The sequence below is a fragment of the Bacillus sp. BD59S genome (assembly GCF_007363175.1).
Lineage (GTDB): Bacteria > Bacillota > Bacilli > Bacillales > Bacillaceae_G > Bacillus_A > Bacillus_A pacificus.
The window spans coordinates 5,186,309-5,210,000 of sequence record NZ_CP034686.1; the positions used below are offsets into that span (position 1 = coordinate 5,186,309).

The 23,692-nt window shown below is 32.1% G+C and carries 15 protein-coding genes and 2 pseudogenes; 6 read left to right on the forward strand and 11 right to left on the reverse strand.

All coding sequences use genetic code 11. The features are described 5' to 3' along the window. Positions 1-562 precede the first annotated feature (562 nt). The 9 genes from EKQ63_RS29155 to EKQ63_RS29195 form a co-directional block, all read right to left on the reverse strand. Complete coding sequence (locus EKQ63_RS29155; RefSeq protein ID WP_143881738.1) at positions 563-1,954, reverse strand: S-layer homology domain-containing protein; 1,392 nt, start codon at positions 1,952-1,954, stop codon at positions 563-565. A 383-nt stretch (positions 1,955-2,337) separates the two neighbouring features. Then, positions 2,338-4,191, reverse strand: a complete 1,854-nt coding sequence (locus EKQ63_RS29160) for an FtsX-like permease family protein (protein WP_143880675.1) — start codon at positions 4,189-4,191, stop codon at positions 2,338-2,340. Between the two features lie 15 nt (positions 4,192-4,206). Continuing rightward, positions 4,207-4,968: an ABC transporter ATP-binding protein gene (locus EKQ63_RS29165; RefSeq protein ID WP_143880676.1), complete on the reverse strand. Its 762-nt coding sequence runs from the start codon at positions 4,966-4,968 to the stop codon at positions 4,207-4,209. Positions 4,969-5,003: 35 nt separating this feature from the next. Next, positions 5,004-5,369: a YxeA family protein gene (locus tag EKQ63_RS29170; RefSeq protein ID WP_143880677.1), complete on the reverse strand. Its 366-nt coding sequence runs from the start codon at positions 5,367-5,369 to the stop codon at positions 5,004-5,006. Between the two features lie 253 nt (positions 5,370-5,622). Beyond that, positions 5,623-7,131, reverse strand: a complete 1,509-nt coding sequence (locus EKQ63_RS29175) for a sensor histidine kinase (protein ID WP_143880678.1) — start codon at positions 7,129-7,131, stop codon at positions 5,623-5,625. Then, positions 7,115-7,819 carry a response regulator transcription factor gene (locus EKQ63_RS29180; RefSeq protein WP_143880679.1) on the reverse strand — a complete coding sequence of 235 codons (705 nt, stop codon included), beginning with the start codon at positions 7,817-7,819 and terminating at the stop codon, positions 7,115-7,117. The genes EKQ63_RS29175 and EKQ63_RS29180 overlap by 17 nt, the downstream gene beginning before the upstream one ends. 41 nt (positions 7,820-7,860) lie before the next feature. Further along, positions 7,861-8,460 (reverse strand): DedA family protein, encoded by a 600-nt coding sequence (locus EKQ63_RS29185; protein ID WP_143880680.1) that lies wholly within the window; start codon positions 8,458-8,460, stop codon positions 7,861-7,863. Beyond that, complete coding sequence (locus EKQ63_RS29190) at positions 8,460-9,038, reverse strand: class I SAM-dependent methyltransferase (protein ID WP_001159676.1); 579 nt, start codon at positions 9,036-9,038, stop codon at positions 8,460-8,462. Before EKQ63_RS29190 ends, EKQ63_RS29185 begins: the two co-directional genes overlap by 1 nt. A 638-nt stretch (positions 9,039-9,676) precedes the next feature. Beyond that, positions 9,677-10,903: an AraC family transcriptional regulator gene (locus EKQ63_RS29195; protein WP_140421211.1), complete on the reverse strand. Its 1,227-nt coding sequence runs from the start codon at positions 10,901-10,903 to the stop codon at positions 9,677-9,679. Between the two features lie 571 nt (positions 10,904-11,474). On the opposite strand from EKQ63_RS29195, the gene EKQ63_RS29200 reads away from it, so the two are divergent. From EKQ63_RS29200 to EKQ63_RS29220, 5 genes and pseudogenes are all read left to right on the forward strand, one after another. Beyond that, on the forward strand, positions 11,475-13,136 hold the full coding sequence (locus EKQ63_RS29200) for a SpaA isopeptide-forming pilin-related protein (protein WP_088327150.1): 1,662 nt from the start codon (positions 11,475-11,477) through the stop codon (positions 13,134-13,136). Positions 13,137-13,228: 92 nt separating this feature from the next. Next, complete coding sequence (locus EKQ63_RS29205) at positions 13,229-14,032, forward strand: class C sortase (RefSeq protein WP_190240627.1); 804 nt, start codon at positions 13,229-13,231, stop codon at positions 14,030-14,032. A 139-nt stretch (positions 14,033-14,171) separates the two neighbouring features. Further along, positions 14,172-15,659, forward strand: a pseudogene (locus tag EKQ63_RS29210) (SpaA isopeptide-forming pilin-related protein); the annotation flags it as partial. 154 nt (positions 15,660-15,813) lie between these two features. Next, the gene (locus EKQ63_RS29215) at positions 15,814-18,543 is read left to right on the forward strand and encodes a sensor domain-containing protein (RefSeq protein ID WP_143881740.1); all 2,730 of its coding nucleotides are present in this window, start codon (positions 15,814-15,816) and stop codon (positions 18,541-18,543) included. A 445-nt stretch (positions 18,544-18,988) separates the two neighbouring features. Beyond that, positions 18,989-19,495 (forward strand): GNAT family N-acetyltransferase, encoded by a 507-nt coding sequence (locus EKQ63_RS29220; RefSeq protein ID WP_143881741.1) that lies wholly within the window; start codon positions 18,989-18,991, stop codon positions 19,493-19,495. 232 nt (positions 19,496-19,727) lie between these two features. Here the strand turns inward: EKQ63_RS29220 and EKQ63_RS29225 are convergent. After that, positions 19,728-20,048 (reverse strand): annotated as a pseudogene (locus tag EKQ63_RS29225) (IS4 family transposase); the annotation flags it as partial. A gap of 432 nt (positions 20,049-20,480) precedes the next feature. Beyond that, positions 20,481-21,893: a MocR-like pyridoxine biosynthesis transcription factor PdxR gene (locus EKQ63_RS29230; protein WP_143881742.1), complete on the reverse strand. Its 1,413-nt coding sequence runs from the start codon at positions 21,891-21,893 to the stop codon at positions 20,481-20,483. A gap of 117 nt (positions 21,894-22,010) precedes the next feature. Here EKQ63_RS29230 and EKQ63_RS29235 point away from each other — a divergent pair, with 117 nt between their 5' ends. Then, positions 22,011-22,967 carry a proline dehydrogenase family protein gene (locus EKQ63_RS29235; RefSeq protein ID WP_087951340.1) on the forward strand — a complete coding sequence of 319 codons (957 nt, stop codon included), beginning with the start codon at positions 22,011-22,013 and terminating at the stop codon, positions 22,965-22,967. Positions 22,968-23,692: the final 725 nt, after the last annotated feature.

Consider the following 23,692-nt stretch of genomic DNA (forward strand, 5'->3'; position numbering starts at 1 on the left):
ATTTTATCCTACACTAGCCATTTTCAAGTTCTATGCATATAAAGCCTTTTAATATTAAGATATTTAACCGATCTGTCACAAATATTCCATAAATGTTAAATATATCTATTGATGGAAGTGAATTTGTGTTATAATTCACTAGGTGAAATATTATTATTACATTCATCCCCTGATGAATGTATACCCTTCCTTAATTGTAAATATGTTTGATTTTATTGGTGAAGAGGGAGGAAATCCCTCTTCTTTTTTGTTCCGTCTAAAGTTCGAAGGTGCCTTGAGCAATAAAATTTGATTTTTTTAAAACAGATGAATTACACGCGTTCACTTTATTTAGAAGTGAGAGTGGGGTAGTTAAAAGAAAGAAGGGGAAATTAAGCTCTGTCTATTGATAAAAATTTATAGAAATAAAACTAGGATGTTACTATTGGACAGGGAGTAAATCACGATTAATATACTAGGTATTACGAGTACGATAGAAAATATATAACTTCATAAAAAGAACTCCTATGTTACTTAGGAGTTCTTTTCGGATGAAGTTAACAAATTTATAGAATGTTGAACATTAGTTTGTTTTTTCAACAATAGGAGAAATAGCCTTCGCAGGAACACCAGCAAGTAAAATAGGGCTAAACTCAAAAGATGCAGCATAAACGTTCACCGTATCACCGATTATAATATCTTGTAATACTTCGGTTGAAGTTTCAACTTCATAAGTTATGTTGTTACTTGAAACTAAGATTGAATTATCAGATTTCCCTGTAACATTTCCTTTGATTTTTTTGTATTGATTCTCTAAAATATTTTGTTCATTTCCTTTTTGAATAATCGCGTTTCTTGCATCGAAAGGTAAGTCCATTAGAAGAATAGGGGCCATTTCAAATGCTTGAGCATAAACATTTACTGTATCGCCTATCTGAATGTTTGGTAATACTTTTGGATTAACATGGGCAAGAATGGTTTGATTTTCACTTGAAATTTCTAAGCTATCTTCGGATTTTTTTGTCACTGTACCAGAACGTTTTTTTAGTTGTGCTAAGAGTTTTTGTTCTTTATCTTTACTCATTACATGGTTTTCTTGTTGTTTGTTAGATTCTTCGTTTATTTTAGAAATAGAACTTACATCAGTGTAAAATACAGTTTGTCCATAGATTTTTTGATGTTTCCATTGATCTTTGTTAGCAACTTTAACTTTGTCTCCGTTTTTAAAATTAGAGTTACTACCATTCGGGAAGTCTATAGTAACTTCTTGATTATTTCCATTAGCATTTTTATATGCAACAGTCACATAATAAGAATCTGCATCATTTATTACACCAACTACAGCATTTTCTTCTTTCTTTGTTTGGTGGTCGATTTGATCAGACTTTGCAATAAATTGTGCAGCCTCTGCACGGGTAATTGGTCTATTAGGGGACCAGTTTTCTCCATCTTCAGTGCCCTTAGAAATTTCTGTTTGTATTAAAATATTGGCATATCTTTCTCCCCAATGCCCTTTTAAATCCTCAAATGTAGTTACACTATTTTTAGTAACTTTACTTTCTAATTTATAAGCATTTGCCACCATTGAAGCCATGGATGCACGATTAATCAAACCTGTTGGAAGGAAGTTACCATTTCCATCTCCTTTAATAACACCTGCTTTTTCAACAGCTGCAATGTAAGGTGCTGCCCAATGGTTTTGAGCATCTCGGAAAGATGGTTTAGCATTCTTATTAATTTCTAATCCAAGCATTATAGCCATTATTTTGGCAGCTGAACCGCGGTCAATTGTTTCAGCAGGAGCAAAAGTACCATCGGGTTTTCCGTGTAATGCGCCTTTTTCAACTAGGTAATTTACAGAAGGGCTTGCCCAATTTGGGACATCTGGAAATTTATGAGTATTTGCAAATGCACTAGATGAGTAGGATAGTAGACTTCCAGCAAGAATTCCTGTAGCAATTAATTTGTATTTCAAAATGTAACACTCCTAAAAATTATTACAGCTTGGTAAATCTATCATTTATAGTTAAACTCATAAGTAATATGACCTAGTTTAATAGATTGGGTTGATATTATCACTATATTACGGATAAATAATATATTGTTGATTAAAACTATTATTTCGAAAAGAATTCACAGACATACACTTGTAGTAAGGGAATATTTAATATATTTACCAAGCTTATGTAACCAGTATAGTTACTTATATATACGAGTGTCAATTAAAAAAGAATTACATTTTTGTAAGATAACCATGTTAATAATATAGTAAGTAATTATTATATAAGGTGAATAATTACTCATTATAATAACTATAAGGAAGTAATTACTTATTCATAGCTAGACATTCTATTTGTATTACCTTTCTTTCGGTAATACAATTCCTTTATATAATTGAACTGTTACGAAATAGTAAATTGAATAAATAACCACAAAAATTAGAATTGGTAACCAAATACGGAAGTATGGATCGATTAATATAAATCCAAATATATTCATACCTAGTAGAACATGTACAATTCCTACTATAGCTGGGAATAAGAATACAAAGAATAGCTCTTTATAGATAGACTTTGTTAATAATTCATGACGGACACCAATTTTACGTAGCATTTCATAGCGTACAATGTCTTTTGAAGCACCGGAAAGGATCTTAAACATTAAACAACTTGCCATCATCGCAAGGAAAGCAATACCTAAGAAGAATCCCATAAATACTGTTCCACTCGCACTAGCAAATAGCCCATTATATATTTGATATTTACTGAAAATGTCCTCAGCTGTAACATTTTTATATTTAATTAACTGTAATTCATCAATTTTTTTCCACTTGTCTAAATATGATACAAAATCATCCGTTTTCCCAATTAACGCTACATTCTCTTTTGCTTGTATTTGATCGTACGTTTTTTGATCTACTATTTTATCTATTTTGTCATTATTACCTAAATAACCTGGATGAATGCGATTTAAGGCTTGATTCCACTCATCTGGAATGACACTTATATTCTCCTTATTTTCTATACCGTAAACTGAAATTGCTCCTACAGGAAGATTCTCAGAAACACGTTTTTCTTTATATTTACCCTTTTTTTCTGTTTCAACTTGAACAAGTGGACGGTTTTTCTCTAAATCTTCTTTTAGATTATATATATATTTCTCATCTACTTTATAACGATATTCATTCTTTTCTTTAAATGTAATACCATCTAAAATGTTCTTTTCTTCTGCTGTTGGATTATGAATGACTACATCATATATCTCAAGGTTATCAGTAGATTTCATTACGTCATTTTTGAAAGCCATCCCCCCTGAAATTGCTCCGGCACCAAGTGCTACCAACATTGCTACTGTAGCAAGTACCCTTGTTAAACTATTAATACGGAAGTTTAATTGGGCAAATGTAAAAGCATTAAGGCCTTTTTCACTATAATTTTTATTGCTTTTCAACTTCTTAATAATAATCGGAAGAACAGAAGCAAATAACATATATGTTCCTGCTGTAGTTGTTAACATTGCAATGAAAGGACCCTGCTCTTTTAATTTATTCATATTCATCATGGAAGCATAGCCAATTGCTAATAAAAGAATAGCTAAGAATGAAATTACCCAAGTCCGCTTTCCATTGCTTATTGTGCGTTCTGCTGAAGCGTCTGCATGTACAAGTTGCAGAACAGAAATTCGTGATAATTTCACACTATTCATAATGGCAGATAGTATAAATATCACCAAGAAAAACATACAAGTAACTAACATCGATGGTATATAAAACGATTGATAACCATCTGCGGTGAAGTCCAATTGCTTCATAAGGAGTTTACCTACTCCTTGAGATAATCCTACCCCTACTGTAAGTCCAATTACTAAGGACACTGCTCCAATCACAATTGTTTCCAGAAACATAAGGGTTGTGACTTTATGCTTTTTTGCCCCTAACATCATATACATTCCAAATTCTTTTTGGCGAAGAGACATTAAAAAAGAATTTGCATATAGAACATAGAAGAATGTAATGATTGCTAATAGAACTGAGCCAGCTTGAAAAACAGGGCCGATTGACCGAATAGTAGTATTCGCTTCAACAAATGCTTTATTTAAAGCCAATGTTTGAAACATGTAAAAAATTGAAATTGACATAACAAGACCAATAAGTAACACGGTATAATCTTTCATCTTACTCTTTAGTCCTGACATAGAAAGCTTAAATAACATGCTAAACCTCCTTTCTTATCCTTTTTGTGTACCTAAGTCTGCAAGCACATCTAAAATTTCTTTATAAAACGATTCGCGCGTACCACTACGATGAATTTCCTTATATAGCTCACCGTCTTGAATGAATAAAATACGCTGACAGTAACTTGCGCTATATGGATCGTGCGTGACCATCATAATAGATACACCTTGTTTTTCATTTAAGTTTTTCATTGCATCTAATAAACTTGTTGCGTTTTTAGAATCAAGCGCTCCTGTTGGTTCATCTCCTAAAATAATTGCTGGTTCATGTACAAGTGCACGAGCCGCTGCTGAACGTTGTTTTTGTCCACCAGATACCTCAGATGGATATTTTTGAAGAATTTCTGAAATCCCTAACATATCCGCTACCTTTTCTACTTTCGGTCCAATCTTTTTAGAAGAAATGCCTTGTAATGAAAGTGGTAACGCAATATTTTCATAAATTGATAGATTTTCGAGCAAGTTAAAATCTTGAAAGATAAAACCTAATTTTTGAGAACGGAAATCTGAAAGTTCTCCTTGTTTCATTTTTGTGATATCGATACCAGCAATCTCAACAATGCCTCCAGTTGCTGCATCTAATGTTGAAATTACATTTAATAATGTTGTTTTTCCTGATCCGGATGGTCCCATGATCCCAACAAATTCACCTTCTTGAATCGAGAACGATACATCTCGTAAAGCGTGTGACTGATTTTCACCTTTTTTACCGTACACTTTTTGAACATTTTTTACGTTTACAACTGAGTTGCTCATCATATTCTCCTACCTTTTCTTTTCACTTGAAATATCTAGTATTTATTTTTCAATCTTTCTTTTGCTTTTTCAGGAACATTTTCTTCCTGTACTTTCTCAAATTTATAAACATATTTTCCTTTTACATGTACTTTTAAATAAGAATTTACATACTCATCCTTACCAGGCATCCCTACTTTGATGGTATTTACATCTCCTAATTCATCAACCCCGTCTAAGGCATAATAATAACTTTTACCATCGTGTTCAGGATCAGGTTTCGCTTCACCTTCTGTAAGAACGTATACATCTTTTTCTTCCACTAGTGGATTAAATCTATCTATTGTATCTCCTCCTACATAAGTTAATAATCCACCTCCTACAACAATTAATCCTGAAACTGCAAGCAATGCTTTTTTCATTTTCTTTTCCACCTTTCTTTTCTTATATAATTTATTTTGATATCATCTATTCTTTTAGAATGGATATACTCTCTAACACATTTCTAAGTATAAAGAGCGTTTCTTAACAAAAAGTGAGGTAGCTTCTTAAGTTTTTCTTAACAAAAAATTTCACATTGCAAAAAAAAGAACCCTTCTTATAAGGGTTCTTTTTGTAATACTATTACATACTTAATATGTTCCGGTCTCCTTGAAAAATAATAGAAAAATGATATTATTCTGCAGCAATAGGTAACGTAATAATAAATTGTACCAGCCCATTTTCATATTCAGCTCGAATATCTCCACCTTGCATATCAACAATGCTTTTAGCAATTGCTAGTCCAAGGCCAGACCCCTCCGAAACTCTACTTCTTGACTGATCCTTTTTATAAAAGCGTTCAAATAAATGTTCCAGCTCTTTTTTTGTAAATTCTTCACTTGGATTTTTCACAGAAATTTGAATGGTTTCTTTTTGTCGTTGTAGAGAAACCTTAATTTCCCCTTCATCCTTACTGTATTTAATTGCATTCATTAATAAATTATCAAATACACGAACAATTTTCTCCGGATCAACTACAGCATGTATTCGTTCTTCTGGAAACTCTTTCTTAATTGAAAGACCATGTTCTTCAGCTTGTGGAACCAATTCTTCAATTAATTGATCTAACATTTCATTAATACATATCTCTTGTTTTTCTAGTACAATATTCTCATTCGTTAATTTTGTATACTCAAATAAATCTTCTATTAAATTTTTGAGTTGTTCAGATTTTGAAAAAGCAATTTTTATATACTCATCATATTGTTCTCTGTTTTCATACTTTGCATCTTGTAATAAACGCAAATATCCCATTATGGAAGTAAGCGGTGTGCGTAAATCATGCGAGACATTTGTAATCAATTCATTTTTTTGTCGTTCAATTTCCCTCTCTTTTTCTATATTCACCATAAGTCCTTCGGCCATTTGATTAATATTTTTTGTTAACAAAGCCATCTCGTCTTGTCCCTTCTCTTCAATTCGATATGCTAAGTTTCCTTTTGCAATTTCATTTACGCCTTGTACCATCACTTCAATCTCTTTCATTTTTTTCTTAGTAATATAAAAGAAAGAAAAAATAAATACAATAACTCCCAAAAGTGTTGGGAAAACTCCCTCTTTTATATCATAAGTAATAGATCCTTTTGGGATCCCACTTACAAACATATATAAATTTTTATCTTCAACCGTAATTGGATAGAAGGTGAGGAACTCTTTACGTATTTCCTCTGTACTTGAAGCATCTTTATTAAATTCAACTTGATTTACTGCAAAATTCATTACATTACTAATTGTATTATGCAAATTAATTTCTACTTCTTGCGCTTGCTTCGTTTTATATAAAACCTTTCCAGTTTCATCTGTAATCAATACTTTTAAAGCCGTTGTATCCTCTTCGGCCTTAGTATTAATTATTTCTTGCAGGCTAGTTATTTTATTCTCACTTATTGCTTTTTCTGCAATTTGCTTTGCTTGAAGGTTAATATTCTGCATACCCGTACTGTAGTCAACATAAGCTGTTGAATTTGCTCCTTCAGCAAGTGGAGCTACGGCCCTTGATACAACAAACCCTAGTAATGCACAGAGAAAAAAGGTTGTAATAAGCTGTATTCTAATACTTTTTAAAATATAATATTGCAATTTTTTAAACACCCTTTGAATTTTATTATTAAAAGGATGAAATAATTTAAATATCTTTTTCAATTTTATATCCTACTCCCCAAACAGTTTTAACGTAACGAGGTTTTCTCGGGTTTTCTTCAATTTTTTCGCGTATTTTCCGAATATGTACCATCACGGTATTATCAGATTGAAAAGCCTCCTCTTTCCACACTCTTTCATAAATTTGCTCTGCACTCATTACCATCCCTTGATTGCGAGCAAGTAATTCTAAAATAGCAAACTCCCTCGGAGTTAATTTTACCTCTTGATCGGCGATAGTTACTTTATGTGTCATTACATTGATTTTCATATCTCCAATTTCAACTTCGTTTTCATTCTGCAAGCTTATTCCACCATTCATTTTCATGTATCTTCTAAGCTGTGACTTAATTCGAGCAATGAGTTCTAATGGATTAAAAGGCTTTGTAACATAGTCATCTGCACCCGTTGTTAGCCCTAAAATTTTATCCATATCTTGCGTTTTTGCAGATAACATAATAATAGGCATTTCTGCTATTTCTCGCACCTTCATACACATGTGGATACCATCAATTTTGGGCATCATAATATCAAGGACAATTAAGTGCACCTCGTTTTTCTTTAGTAGTTCTAACCCTTCTTCTCCATTTTCAGCTTGCAAGACCCTATAGCCCTCATTTTTTAAATAGATGGCGATGAGTTCTCGAATCTCCTTCTCATCATCCACTACCATTATTGTTTCTTTACTCATAAAATCTCCTCCGATGTAATTTCCAAAACTTATGCTTTTCTCTATTTACTTACCGTAGTACTTCGTTTTTGTATATATACATACCAAATACAAGCAACGATAAGGACAATACCACCAAAATAAATACCGTATTCTGTTGTGATTTTTACAATTGTGTCTATATGATTTCCAAATAAGGAACCAAGTAAAAAATAAACAAGTGTCCACACAAACCCCGTGGTATATGAATATAGAGCATATTTTCTATAGGACATGTTGTTCATGCCTACTAAGTAAGGGATAATGTGTCTAACGACAGGTATAAAGTAGCTGGTTACTAATGCATAATGTCCGTATTTATCAATCATTTTTTGTGATTGTAGCAAATACTTTGCCTTTTTCTTTTTCATTAATTTATCAAGTACCTTGGTACCGAATACTTTGCCCAATAGATAACCTAAAGAAAGTCCAGAGACAACTCCTAAATAAGTTAACAAAAAGGCTGGAATTACACTTAATATACCCACTGATGATACAAAACCACCGCTCATAACAATCATTTCATCTGGAATTGGCATACCAACAATGCCGAGCCATAAACAGAAGAATAAAGCGGTATAACCATACTGCTCAATATAAGACAATAATTCATGTAATTCCATTATGCATATGCTCCCCTCACCGATTTTTTACAGCTAAAGACATAGGCTGGTGGGAAGTTAAACCAAACTTTTTTTAATTGGATATCTGGAAAAAAGTCTTCAATAAATCCTTTTTTGACAAGTGAATATTGAAAGGTAATAAACCTACCATTCTCACGTAACGACTCCATTACGTTATTTAAAATACGTGATGATTCTTCTTTTGGCAAGGAAGTGAAAGGTAATCCTGATAATACATAATCCACACCTTTTATTTGTAACTCTTCCACATACCTTTGAATATTTTCAGCTGACCCATGTATGACTACGACACTTGCATCATCCTCATATTGCTTCTGTAACTTTTTGAAAAATACTTCATTAATTTCAATTAGAATAAATGTTGTTCTTTTCTTTTTCCTCTTCATAATCTCTTTCGTAAAAGATCCTGTTCCGGGCCCTAATTCTACAATACATTTTGCCACTTCAAAATCGATTGCATCTACCATTGCTTTTGCTAATATATTAGAGCTTGGTGCAATTGCACCTGTGTTTTTTGGGTGTTTTATAAATTCACTTAAAAATGTAATAAATTGCATCTTTATCTCCTCGATCATTTGATTTGGTGTGAAGTAGATTTCAGTATAAATTTTATTTCTTAACAAATATCGAGGAGGATTCTTAAGTTTTTCTTAAAAGAATATAAAACTCCACTTTATAAGAACAAACTTGTATCATTTGCAGATAACATTGTCAGAAAATGTAGCTTTAAAATAAAGGGTACAGTACTCACCTTCGTTCGCAAATTTAGAAAGATACAAAAATAATAGTAGGGATTATTTGTTGGATGAAAAGAGTTCATTATCCAAAAGAAATAAAGTAGAAAATAATTAAAACGCAATAAGGAAGTCTGCCTTAGGCGTAAATTATGTGATGGGTACCGATGAATGAATGTCACTAACCGAAAAAAGTTTAGGTTTATTCTCGCACAATAATTATTTGATGGATTTTTTACTTAATAAGATTTTAGTAGTTAAGTGGTGTATTTGGCTGCTTTTCTGTTTGCGAAATTACATGACCTATAAAAACACGTTACTATTCTCAATCAAATAAAAGAATAGTAACGTGTTTTTTGATTTATAAATAGCCTAAACTCAAAAGGTCATGAATGTGGGAGTAATTCAAATCTTTCATTGATAAGTTACTGAAAACACTTTGTTTTAATGGAAGATTCACTCTAAATGACAACATGAGATTGTCGGTATTTACCAGGTGTTTCGTTGGTGAATTTTTTAAAAATTTTAGTGAAATAGCTTTGATCACTAAAATTAAGCGAAGCACATATGTCTGATAAGGGATAGGTTGTGAAAGTTAATAATTTCTTCGCTTCTTCAATTCGTTCACGTTGAATGTACTCAATTAATGATATACCGACTTCTTTTTTGAATAATATAGATAAATAATCTGAATTCACATTTGCAAATTTAGCAATTTGTTTAACAGATATTTGATTGTAAATATTTTTGAAAATGTAGTTTTTACAAATAGAAATAGTCTTTGAATGTTGCTGTACTTTTTGTACTTTTACACGGTCTGCAAAAGCACAGAAAACATTTCTTAATAAATCCCAAATAGATTCTGTGTCTTTTAAATCTTCTGTCTTTTGAATATATAGATCGTAAATCTTGTAAGCAATCCCGGAAGGAAGCCCTCCTTTTATAGCATATCTAGTAGCAAGTGTGATGGATGAAATACAAATGTTTTTATGACGTCTTAATTGATGAAATGAAGAAAAAGATGAAAGAGTCTCTTGTTGGAACTCGTAATAATATTTGAGTACGGTTTCTTTATCCCCGTTTTCTATAGCTCCAAGTAGTTGTTGCTCTATATACAAGTTATGACAAATAGATTCGTCTTTTTGCATTGAAAAATATATATCTTCGCTTAAGATTCTGCTATGACTTATATGAAATGAGTCACTGTTATTTGAAAAGGTACTTACATCTGAATTTTTTTTATAGAGAATGTTATAGAATAATATTGCTATATTTACAAAGAAATTTTGATCTTTGATTGACAATGAAAAATAATGGTTAATTGTTTTTTTATAATTAGCAATAAAATTAAGGTCACTATCCGTTTTACTTGTAGAAAAATTTACATGTGTTAAGGGCCCAATAATAACAGTACCGTTCACCATGTAATCACTTTTTATGTGAATTAAAATAAAGTGCCCTAAATGATGGTGAGTTCTGAAGATTGGGAAATTATATGAATCATTTTTCTGTAAAAGCACATGTAACTGCTCTATGTTTGGTGCATACCACGAATGTGAATCATTTTTTGATGTAAACTCTATAAGAATATTTTTGTTACAATCTAAAAAACAAACTGGAATTTCAAAAGATTGGAAAAACATATTACAAATATACTCTATCTCGACTAGACTGAGCTTTTTAGTCATATTCTTCCTCCTTACAGTTGTGCGTAATAGTTGAATGATTACATATTCCTTTTTTCAAAAGTAGAAACGGAAAAACTTTATCTATAAAAATTATAAACTTCTAAGAATAATACCATAATTTAACATGAATAGCACATATTATTTGAATATACAGGTAATAGTTTTAAAGAGTAACGTAAAATATGACTCGTCACACTTATTTGCTTGTTATTGCTTATATGTATTAAAAAATGATTTAGATTGAATTTTAAATAGGGATAGGAAGGGAGAGATTAATGGATTGACGCAAAGTATTTAATGAAATTTAGCGATGAAAGTTAATATGTAACGATTTTTGAAGTAGGGATATAAGTGTAATTTATGGGAGAGAACTACATTTATCATACGGAGAGACAACGTAATAATAGAAAAGAAGAAGAGTAAATAAGTGATTGTAAACAATGGATTGTTGGACGGCTATGTTTTATGTTATTTGTTTAGATCTGATACTTGGCACACTATTGCTTTCAAGAAGGTAATAGTAATTAAGAGATTTTTAAAATGATAGAAGTAGTAAAGGGGGATAAGAGAAATGAAAAAAATATTTAGTGTGCTTTTAATGTTTTTCTTAACATTTTCTACATGGTCTAGTGTATTAGTAAAGGCAGCGTCACCATCCAAAGGTACTTTAACCATTCATAAATATGAACAAGAAAAAGATGGAGCACCAGGACTAGAAGGTGACGGCTTTGCAAATCAAGAGGTGCCAACAAATGCGAAACCGTTAAAAGGTGTAACGTTTGAAGTGAAAAGGGTTGCATCGTTTGAAAAAATTTCAAACGATGGGAAAATCGTAAAAGAAGATGTGAAACCTGTAATGGGAGCAACTCCAACTCAAGTAGTAACAGATGATAATGGACAAGCTGTATTAAAAGAACTTCCGCTAGGACGTTATGAAGTGAAGGAAGTGGCAGGACCTTCACATGTTAACCTAAATCCAAATACGTATACAGTGGATATTCCATTAACGAATAAAGAGGGTAAGGTGCTAAACTATGATGTTCATATGTATCCGAAAAATGAGATTAAACGTGGTGCAGTTGATTTAATAAAAACTGGTGCAAATGAAAAAGCGTTAGCAGGTGCAGTATTCTCTTTATTTAAAAAAGATGGTACGGAAGTGAAAAAAGAGTTAGTAACAGATGGTAATGGGCATATTCGCGTGCAAGGATTAGAGTATGGGGAATACTATTTCCAAGAGACAAAAGCACCGAAAGGGTATGTAATAGATCCGACTAAACGCGAGTTTTTTATAAAGAACTCCGGAACTATTAACGAAGATGGAACAATTACTTCTGGTACAGTAGTTAAAGTAGAAGTGAAAAACTATGAAGAACCCACTATTGATAAAAAGATTAACGGACATTTAGAAGCGCTACCAATTAATCCGTTAACTAATTACAATTATGATATTAAAACAATAATCCCAGAAGACATTAAAGAATACAGAAAATATGTAGTAACAGATACTTTGGACAATCGTTTAGTGATTCAAGGAAAACCAATCGTTAAAATTGATGGAGCGGAAGTAAATGCAAGCATTGTTGAGGTAGCTGTAGAAGGGCAAAAAATTACAGCTACAGTAAAAGATTTCACACAATTAGATGGTAAAAAAGAATTCCATTTGCAAATTAAATCACAAGTAAAAGAAGGCGTACCATCTGGTTCGGAAATTTTAAATATAGCAAAAATTGATTTTATAAATAAAAATGATGTAATTGGAGAAAAGGAATCTAAACCTGTAGTTGTTGTTCCGACAACTGGAATAATTGAGTTAACAAAAATTGATGGTGCTAATAAAAAGAAATTAAAAGGTGCAGAGTTTGTACTTAAAGATAAAAATGGGAAAATAGTTGTTGTAGCAGGAAAAGAAGTCACTGGTGTATCAGATGAAAATGGTGTTATTAAATGGACTAACATTCCGTATGGAGACTATCAAATTTTTGAAACGAAAGCACCAACATATACAAAAGAAGATGGTACAACAGCTTCTTATCAATTATTAAAAGACCCGATTGATGTAAAAATTAGCGAAAATAATCAAACGGTTAAATTAACGATAGAAAATAATAAAAGTGGATGGATGCTTCCAGTAACGGGTGGTATAGGAACGACTCTTTTTACTGTAATAGGTCTTGTGTTAATGGTTACAGCAGCATTTGTTTTCTTTAGAAAAAAGTTTGCTAATAATTAAGGTTTTAGGAACATGTAACCATGTGATTTGAAAAGGGGAGAAGCAAAATGCTTCCCTCTTTTCGATATTTTAGTATATGCAGAGGTGGAAATATGAAACGAAATCTTGTTTTAGGTGGTATTTTTTTATTTGGATTAGGTATTTTTTTATATCCTACTATTAGTAATTGGTTGGCGACTCGTGCACATTATTCTGAGGTTAGCTCTTACGATAAGAAGATCAAAGCACTACAAAAGAAAGAACTCGAACGAAGAGAAAAAGAAGCAGCCGAATATAATAAACAAGTTCAAACTTCCGTGAAAACATTTGCAGATCCATTTTCTGAAGAAAAAAGTAATCATCAAGCGTATGCCGATGCCTTAAATTTAGGTGATGTAATGGGGTATATTGAAATATCGAAAATTAATATAAAACTACCAATCTATCAAGGGACCTCTGAGGAAGTATTAAGTCGCGGGGTAGGTCATTTAGATTATTCTTCGCTCCCGGTAGGTGGAGAAAATACGCACACTATTTTAACAGGGCATCGTGGTTTACCATCAGCAAAATTATTTACAGATTTAGATAAGTTGAGTGAAGGAGACCGTTTTTATATTCACTCTTTAGACAAAGTTCTTGCCTATAAAGTAGATCAAATTAAAATAGTTTTACCACACGAAACGGACGATCTACAAATTGTAGAAAATAAAGATTATACAACATTAATTACGTGCACGCCTTATGGAGTAAACACCAATAGATTGCTAGTTCGGGGTGAGCGTGTAGAGTTCGACCAGGAAGAAAAACAAGGAATGAGTACAGAGGTATCTATGTTTAATAAGTGGGCGGTAATAGTTCCAATCCTATTGTTATGTATGCTTCTGGTCGTAATTTATAAGAAAAAAATAATTAGATAGAATGTATTTATCCCGCATTAATGAATAGTGTATCCAAAAATTTAGGGAAAAGCAAAAAAGGTATATAGGGAAGAATCACTAATAAAAGTGCACTTTATTCGACTGTAGAAAAAATACGGTAAAGGTGGGAACAAAGGAATTGAGGCTACTATTAAAACTGGTAAGTATTCATTTTATGGTTTTGTTAATGTTATGTGTAAGTTTTGTCGTCTATGTACCAAAAGAAGCATATGGATCCACGATAAATTTAGAAGGTCTAGGTGATATATCGCGTTATAATGCTGTTGTCTTTGGTAACCATAAAGCAGTAGGTGGCGATATTGAAGGAGCAATCGCAGTTCAAGGTGATATGGATGCATCAGGTTATACGATTGTAGGTGCTGCAGCAGGAACATCTAATATAGTAGGTGAAAAATGGAGTGATGAGGGATATCCATCCTTGTTATTGTCTGGAAAATTCAAAAAATCAAGAGAGGAATCTTTTATCATTCAAAACGGAATAGTCGTAATGACAAAAGAGAGTGATCCAGATCGTATTATACAATCTTCTTATGATCGTATCGTTTATAAAGAAAAACTAGAAATTGACGCGAAATTTAATGAATTTCGCAACATAGTCAAGCAAGTCGGTAAAAATGCAGGTCAATATAAAACGAATATCCCCATTCCAAATATGAGTTATGGTATTGGAAAAGATATAAACAATCCTAATATTTATGTTTCATCAGAATTGACCGGGAAAATCAATTTAGATATAAGAGATGTATTTTTACCCAATGCTAAGGGTAAAGATTTTATTGTTATGTATTCGGATGCAATAGAAGTTACATTTAAAAATGGATCCATTCTATATGACACGAACAATATTGGAAGGGCTACGGATATAGTTCCTACATCTCAACCCTATTCTCCTAATTCACCGTTTACTGAGCTATACGGGAAAGTGATTTGGGTTTTTCCTAATGCGAAAAAAATCACAACAGAGGGATATGGTGTTGTTGGGAGTGTGTTTGCTCCAAATGCTGTATTAGAAACAAAAGGCGGCTCAATTAATGGACAAGCATTTGTCAGTACGATACTACAAACTGGTGGATTTGAATTTCACAATTTCAAATTTAACTGGCAACAATGGAACAAGCCTAGTACAGGAAAAGTAAAAATAAAAAAAGTTGATAGTAATAATGATAATGAAAAATTGCTCGGAGCAAGGTTTCATATTGAAGATTCAAATAAAAAAGTAGTTGGGGAGTTAGTAACAGATGAAAAAGGAGAAGCGATATCAAAAGATTTGCCAATAGGTAACTATACCTTAGTGGAAGTAGAAGCACCAAAAGGTTACGAATTATTAAAAGATAAAATAGCTGTAAAAATAGAAAAAGATGTAGTAGTAGAAATTAAAATAGCAAATAAGAAATTACCAGATCCGATGGGGAAAATAAAGTTAGTGAAAGTAGATACGAGCGATAAAAATAAACAGCTAGCAGGAGCAAAATTTCATATTGAAGATTCAAATAAAAAAGTAGTTGGGGAGTTAGTAACAGATGAAAAAGGAGAAGCGATATCAAAAGATTTGCCAATAGGTAACTATACCTTAGTGGAAGTAGAAGCACCAAGAGGTTACGAACTTCATGAGTCTATAAAAAGTTATGGACAAAAAAAGATGAATAGTTCGACTAACAATAAGTTATTTTGAAAGAAATCTTTTGAAATGGACATAATAGAAATAATAATTAGAAACAAATTTAATAAAAAATGATGAAAGACTTAAGAAGGTGAATATATTGCGTAAACATTCACATGTGCATTTTTATGTATTGATATTGGCTCTAATAGCTTATTTAAGCTTTTGCTTTATATTTTTATTTGTTTTTCCGAATCAGTATTTTGTATCAGATTTTAATATACGATTCTCATCTTTAGTTGTTGAAACTATTGTACTTATTTCATTACTCTATTCTATAGTATCCAGAAAAGTTAAGTTAGGAGTGTTTTGGGCTAGTATTACTATTGCAATAGGGTGTTTCTTGATAGGGAATTTTATATCTGCTTTTCAAGTATTTAATGTAGAATTACCAATACAAAATTTTAATATCTCTGATGTATTTTTGTTGTTTTTCTTATTCTTCTTTCTCTTTGCGTTCTTTTATAAAATCATGATGGAATGTAACAAATGGGAGAAAGCGTATTTAATTTGTGATTTATGTATTGTTGTTACTGCTATTTTCACCTTAGAGTGGTACCTATTTAATAAACCTTCTGCAAATATTTTATTCTTATCAATTGGAGATGTTTTTCTTTCATTTATTTTCCCGATTATAGATCTATTGCTTCTTTTACTAGGAGTTAGCCTTATCTTTCGACCAGCAATTTTTAATGCGAAAAGTAAATTATTTATTTTCATCTTAGTATTAACTGGATTGTCTATTACGGACTATTTATATTTCTATTTACAAGATGATTTATCACATCGTTCACTCATATTATTAAGGTGTTTGTATAGAGTTTTTCTATTATTTATTGCCATTGCCGCTACTATCCCAAGGAATGCATCTTCTAGAAGAAATTATTTTATTATTAATCCGACATTTGGAAAGAAACTTCTTGTCATATTTCCTTATCTTGCAGTTGCAATCTTAATTGGTTTTACTTTAAAAGAGCAAACTTCTTCAGCTACACTGATTACGGGCAATTGTATTGCCTTTGTATTTGTACTGATTCGTCATACAATTGTACGAATGCAAAACAAAGATTTAACCGAAACATTAAAAGTGTTTAATAATCAATTAGAGCAAAAAGTATCTCAAAGAACAGCGGATTTAATAAAAAAATCTAATGATTTGGTGAAAAATCAAGAGAGGTTTAAGTCCTTATATGAGTACCACCCAGATCCTATTTTAACGATTGATTCAAATGGTACCATTTTAAATATAAACCAGTCTGGAAGTATATTATTAGGGAAAGACAGTGCTGCATTAATAGGAAAAGAGTGCTTCTCTATTTTTTTTGATGAAGATAAATCTGAATTGGAATCGGCTATAAAGAAAGGGAAACGATGTAGTTCATCTTCGTTACAGTTACGTGTGAAAAATAACAATGAGAAGGATATACTTTTTTGGTATGTCACTATAGTTCCTATTATGATAGAAGGACAACCCTTTGGGAGCTATGTAATGGTAAAAGACATAACGAGGATGAAACAACAACAGGAAGAGATAAATTATCTTGCATTCCATGATACGGTGACGGAGATTGGAAATCGTATATTCTTTCAACAAGAATTAGATAGATCCATTAAGCGTGCACAAAAAACAAAGGATAAGTTTGGCCTCTTGTATATAGATTTAAATCGTTTTAAGACTATTAATGATACACTGGGTCATTCGATTGGTGACAGGGTTTTAAAAGAAGTTGCTAAACGTTTTAGGACATGTCTGTCACCGCCTATTCCTCTAGCAAGAATAGGTGGAGATGAGTTTGCAATCATTGTCCATAACCACACGGAACAGCAGCTATTGGATTTGTGTAAAAATCTATTTCGTATAACTGATGAACCATTTGTAGTAAATTATCATAGTTTTTACTTATCTCTTAGTATAGGAATAGCAGTGTATCCGTTTGGAGGAATAAATACTACTACACTTTTACAACACGCTGATATCGCTATGTATAGTGCAAAGGAAAAAGGTAATAATGCTGTTTGTATGTATGACGAGACATTATCTCAAAAAGTAACTCGTCGATTACGATTAGAACAGGATTTACCAAATGCAATTGAAAATAATGAATTGTTTTTATTGTATCAACCACAAATTGATAGTAAGGAAGGAAAGGTTATTGGTGCAGAGGCTTTAATACGTTGGCAACATCCAGAGCTTGGGCTGATTTCTCCTTTTGAGTTTATACCTATAGCAGAAGAAACGTCGCAGATTATTTCAATTGGGAAGTGGACGTTACAGAAAGCGTGTCAACAACTGAAAGAATGGCATTCTATGGGCTTTTCAAATCTAAAGATGGGGATAAATTTATCAGCTATAGAGTTTGAACAGGAAGATTTTGTTCAAACGATTATTTCTACTATAGAAGAAATAGGAGTACCAGCTAACTTGATTGATTTGGAATTAACAGAGCGAATTGCCATGGTAGATGAGAAAGAAACTTTATCGAAGTTAAAAGCCTTAAAATCATATGGTGTACATTTATCAATTGATGATTTTGGTACAGGATATTCTTCATTAGCGTATCTACCTTTGTATCCAATTGATACTTTGAAAATTCCAAGAGAATTTGTGAATAGAATTGGAACTTCAAATGATGGAGATGAAATTATTCAAACAATTATTTCGTTAGCCCATACTTTAAATATGAAAGTAATAGCAGAAGGGGTAGAAACGAAGGAGCAATTAACAGTGTTACAACAAAATGCATGTTATCTAATTCAAGGTTATTACTACAGTAAGCCTGTAAATGAAGATGAATTTATTAATTTTTTAAATACGACACAAAATATATAAGTCCCAAAAAATATATGAATTAAAGTGAGAAGACGTTCTACTCATATGGAGTAGAACGTTTTTCTTATGTTTACTTTCAGAAGGTATGCAGTTAAGTTTCTGTTTTTGAGAGTAAATTTAGTATCCATATTCTCATTATTAGATTTGTTTTGAACTACACGCTTATTTAAGTGAATAAAAGTTAGAATAGTTAAGGAAAAGGATAATTTTGTTCTCAATTAACATAATTTTCAAAAATAAAATCTGCGGATGTTAAGATTTGTTATATAATATAGTTGTCAAAGTACTACCCCTGTAGTTTCTATGATGAATTGGTAAGATAGTTTGTTTGTCCCATATATTCACGTGATATAAAAAAACTTGTAGAGATTCCTGCAAGTTCTTTTTTTAAGGATTAAATGTGAATCTGAAATAAAGTAACGAGTTTTTGAGGGGAGAAAAGTAAATGTTTATAAAAGCAGAAAGATTACTAATACGAAAATTTGAATTCAAGGATTGGGAAGCTGTTCATGAGTATACATCAGATAGCGATGTTATGAAATACATACCTGAAGGGGTTTTTACTGAAGAAGATACAAGAAATTTTGTAAATAAAAATATGGGGGAAAATGCTAAGAGCTTTCCTGTGATACTAATAGGTGAAAATATCCTGATTGGTCATATTGTTTTTCATAAATATTTTGGTGAACATACTTATGAGATTGGGTGGGTATTCAATTCTAAATATTTCAATAAAGGATATGCTTCTGAAGCAGCACAAGCTACATTGAAATATGGGTTTAAGGAAATGAAATTACATAGAATTATAGCTACATGTCAGCCAGAAAATACCCCATCATATCGAGTGATGGAGAAAATTGGAATGAAGAGAGAAGGCTATTTCAAGAAGTGTATACCCCATGGAAATGAATGGTGGGATGAATATTATTACGCCATTTTAGAAGAAGAGTAGTGTCTCAGAACGTATTATTAAAATCAAAATCATAATTAAAATTGTGCTATCATTTTTTGAGAATTGCTTGGTCTATAAAATAATTAAAATGTGGGTGGTGCTCTATGCCTATCAAGCTAACATTATACAAGTTTAATTTCATGTAAGATTTTTTCTTTTTTCTAAAGATCCAGTGTAAGTTCTTTAAAAATTTGCATACTAAATAAATCCTATCGGGCTTCAATTTTTTTGATTACGCTACCTGATTGTGGGACATAGAAAAATTATATACGATGCCTAAGATATCAATGACTGTTTTCTTCTTATACCTATCGGATTTTCGTCCGTTTTTCTGTAAGAGATTAAACAGATGAAACAATATCTTTGTTAATTCTTGGGTTTCTTTTGTAAAGATTGATAAAGAAGTGAAAAATATTCTTTTATGATATAAATCGCTTTATATTCGCTTAATTTTCGTTTCTTTTTGCTGAAGAGTAATTGGTGCATTTTGAAACATGGTGGAGGAATAAAAAAAGGTGCTAATTAATTGTCCATATAAATGACATTTAAGTCGTCCTTAATTGATGTACACCCCAAATGTTAGACACGAACAACAATTGGAGTGTACTTTTTTATGGTTAAATTTACACGAGAGGAAAAAGTAAAGATAGTAAGAAGGTTAGATAAACATGATGGAGTGAAGAGATTTGTAAAATCTATAAAGGTTCATCCAAGAGACCCGTTCCCATACCGAACACGGAAGTTAAGCTCTCTAGCGCCGATGGTAGTTGGGACCTTGTCCCTGTGAGAGTAGGACGTCGCCAAGCAACTGTAAGACGAGTCAGAATGACTCGTCTTTTTTGTGTTTAATGAAGTAATCTTGTAATTAATGTCGCCTCTATAAGTACGTTTATCTAACAAGAAACACCTTGAATTAATTATGATTTCACATTTAAATAATGTACCTTCAGAAAAATGTGGCCAAGTTGGTTAAACTGTCTATTTGTTAACAAAAATATATACAGGATAATGCCCTCTGTAGCCTGTTCACCCCTTCTTTTATTTCTTCAGTTGTTAAATGTCCGTACCCTATAATAATTTGATTATGATGTTTTCCTTTTTTAATGGCGTGGTCTTCCACGGGATATACTTTTACTCCGAGTTGTTGAGTTTCCTCAAGTAATTCTTTTGTGAATTGAACTTGATTGAATTCAACAATCAAGTGTAATCCTGTAGAATGGCCGAAAATATTGATCTTATTTGAGAATGCTAATTTTAATTGCTGGATAAGGAAGTTTCTTCGATTTTTATAGAGTTTTTTCATCTTCATAATATGCCGTTCTAAATGATCTTCGGTAATAAATTTAGCAAGAACAAGCTGATTTAAAGAAGGTGTATGTAGATCTGAAAACCATTTTACTTTGCGACATTTTTCAATAAGGTGTGAGGGAAGAACTAAGTATCCCATCCTAAGGGCCGGTGATAAAATTTTACTAAATGAACCTATATATATAACACGCTCGGGATCCAATCCCTGTAATGAACTTACGGGTGAGCCTTCATATCGAAATTCACTGTCATAATCATCTTCAATGAGGTAGCAATTTGTTTTTCTTGAGTAGTTAATCAATTGAACCCGTCGTTGAATCGGTAATGTTCCGCCTAAAGGAAACTGATGAGAAGGAGTAATAAAGATAAATTTTGGATTTTTATTTACAGGTAGCAAAGATGTATCCATCCCATTATCATCAACTGGTATAGGATAAAGGAAGGCTCCTGAATTTTTAAAAATTGTTTGAATGTCATTGGTAATAGGATCTTCTATTATTACTTCATCACCCGTTGATAAAAGTAATTTAGAAACAAGTGTTAAAGCTTGAGTTGCACCAGAAGTAATCACTAATTGTTCTGGATGACAAAAAACTCCTCTTGTTTTTAATAAATAGCGTGATAAAGCCGTTCTTAATTCGGGACGCCCTTCGGGAATATCGTATCCAAACGTAGAAGGAGGTGCTTCGTGCCATATTGTGTGAGACAAATTTGCCCATCTCTTGCGTGGAAATAAGTCTAATGCTGGTATCCCTGAACGAAAATTAATGATGTTACTGTCTTTATTTATTTCTTCGCACCAAGATAAAGAATCAATTAGAGTTGATTTTTTACGTTGTTCTAAATAAGTTCCCTCGGCAATGAATGTTCCTGCTCCCTGTCGAGCGACCAAAAAACCTTCGGAAAATAATTGATCATAAGCTTCTAAAATTACATTCCTAGATACGTTTAACTCAGAAGATAATTCCCGTGTTGATGGTAACTTTTCTCCGGACTGTAGGTCTCCATTTAATATTCGCTCACGTATTTGGTAATAAACCTGTCGAATTAAACTAATATCTAACGATCGATCAATAGGTATCCAAAGCATATAAAGACTCCCTTCATCAAAATTGGTACCATAAAAATTTGGCTAAAATGGTACTAATACGAACCATTTTAGCATGCTATAGTTGGATCAAATAGTTCTAAGGGAGATGAAAATGTGATGACGAAAGAATTTCAAGTAGCTCAGGCATTTAAATCGATTGCACGAAATGAACATATAAAATCCTATGTACAACAATCCAGGGAACTCTATGTGTTATTGTTGCAAGCTGCGAAGCGCTTTGTCACCGGAGAAACGAGACATGAGGGGATTGTGACGGCAAAAGAACTAATTACAAAAGGGTATCATACTTCACTGGAGTATATAGGGGAAAATAAGCTAGATATAAAGGAGTGTTATAAAGCAAAAAATGAGTTTTTGAATCTTATTGGGGACGTGGGTGCTCTTTCTATAAAACAAACAGTATCACTTGATTTATCGCATATTGGATTATCTATAGATCCAGAAATATCTTATATTCATTTAATGGAGTTGGCAGAGAAGGCAAATGTACAAGGAACTACCCTTATGATAAGTATGGAAGAATCATCTAAGGCAGAGGATATTCTTTCTATCTATAAAAAAACAACAGAGCAATATCCTAATGTAGGGATAACAATTCAGGCACATTTATATCGCTCGAACAATGATATTCAAGAACTCCTACATTATCCAGGGAGAATACGAGTTGTAAAAGGTGCCTATCAAGAAGTTCCGGATATTGCTATGCCTAGGTCAACCGATTTAAATCAGCAGTATCTTCAAATTGTAGAACAACTAATTGAAAACAATCACCCTCTATCTATAGCTACACATGATGAAATTCTTATTAAAGAGATGGAACAACGTCGATATTTTAGTCAATCTAATGTAGAGATAGAAATGTTATATGGAATTCGTCCGGATATGTTAAGTGATTTGAAAAACAAAGGATATAACGCTAGAGTATATTTGACTTATGGGAAAGAGTGGTATTTGTATTTGTGTCACCGGATAGCTGAACATCCAGAAAATCTATATCATGCTGTGACAGATATGATACATTCATCTTCAGAGCAGCGGAGTCGGGAATATTGAATATAACTTTTATCTTAAATGTAAAAGTTATTTTGGCTATGGTTATTGCGAGGGAGTTTAGTTATAGTAAGGAAGTTAAATAATTGTGGCTGTGTCCCAAAAGTAAGAGTTAGATTTTTCCTAGATTAGAAATTCTGGCTCGTTTATATAGGAATTTTAAGCTTGTAGTTAGAAATAAGTGAATTTGTAATTCTATATGTATTTCAAAATGAAGGATATATAAATAAGAACAATAAAATTACATGTTATAGGTATAGAATAAACATACTTAAATGTTATAAAAAGTGATATAAACAAAAAGAACACTCGTTCCTTTCCGGTGTGTTGAGTATACTAGATCGATTGATGTTCGTATTTTTAATCCTGTATATATGCTGAAAAAGAAATGCTATTAATCGGTTCGGACCTTGAATGTAGTTTGTATGCATATCTTAAGTTTCTGCTAAGAGGATATAACAGCTATTACCACTAGGCTGTATGGAAATGGATGAGGCCTAAAGATGAAAGAGATATAAGATGGATATTTCAGTGACGCAGGATAGTTAGTAAGTATATTTGTATATATTTATGAGTAAACAGATAAGTAAGGATTACCTCATATAAGGGGAACTCTATAACTAGAATAGTATACAAGTTTTTTATGAACTTCTGTATCGTTGTTTATTATAAGAATACGTATATCTTTAATCCTTTCTAATGGGGTGCGTGATAAACAAGGAGGTATT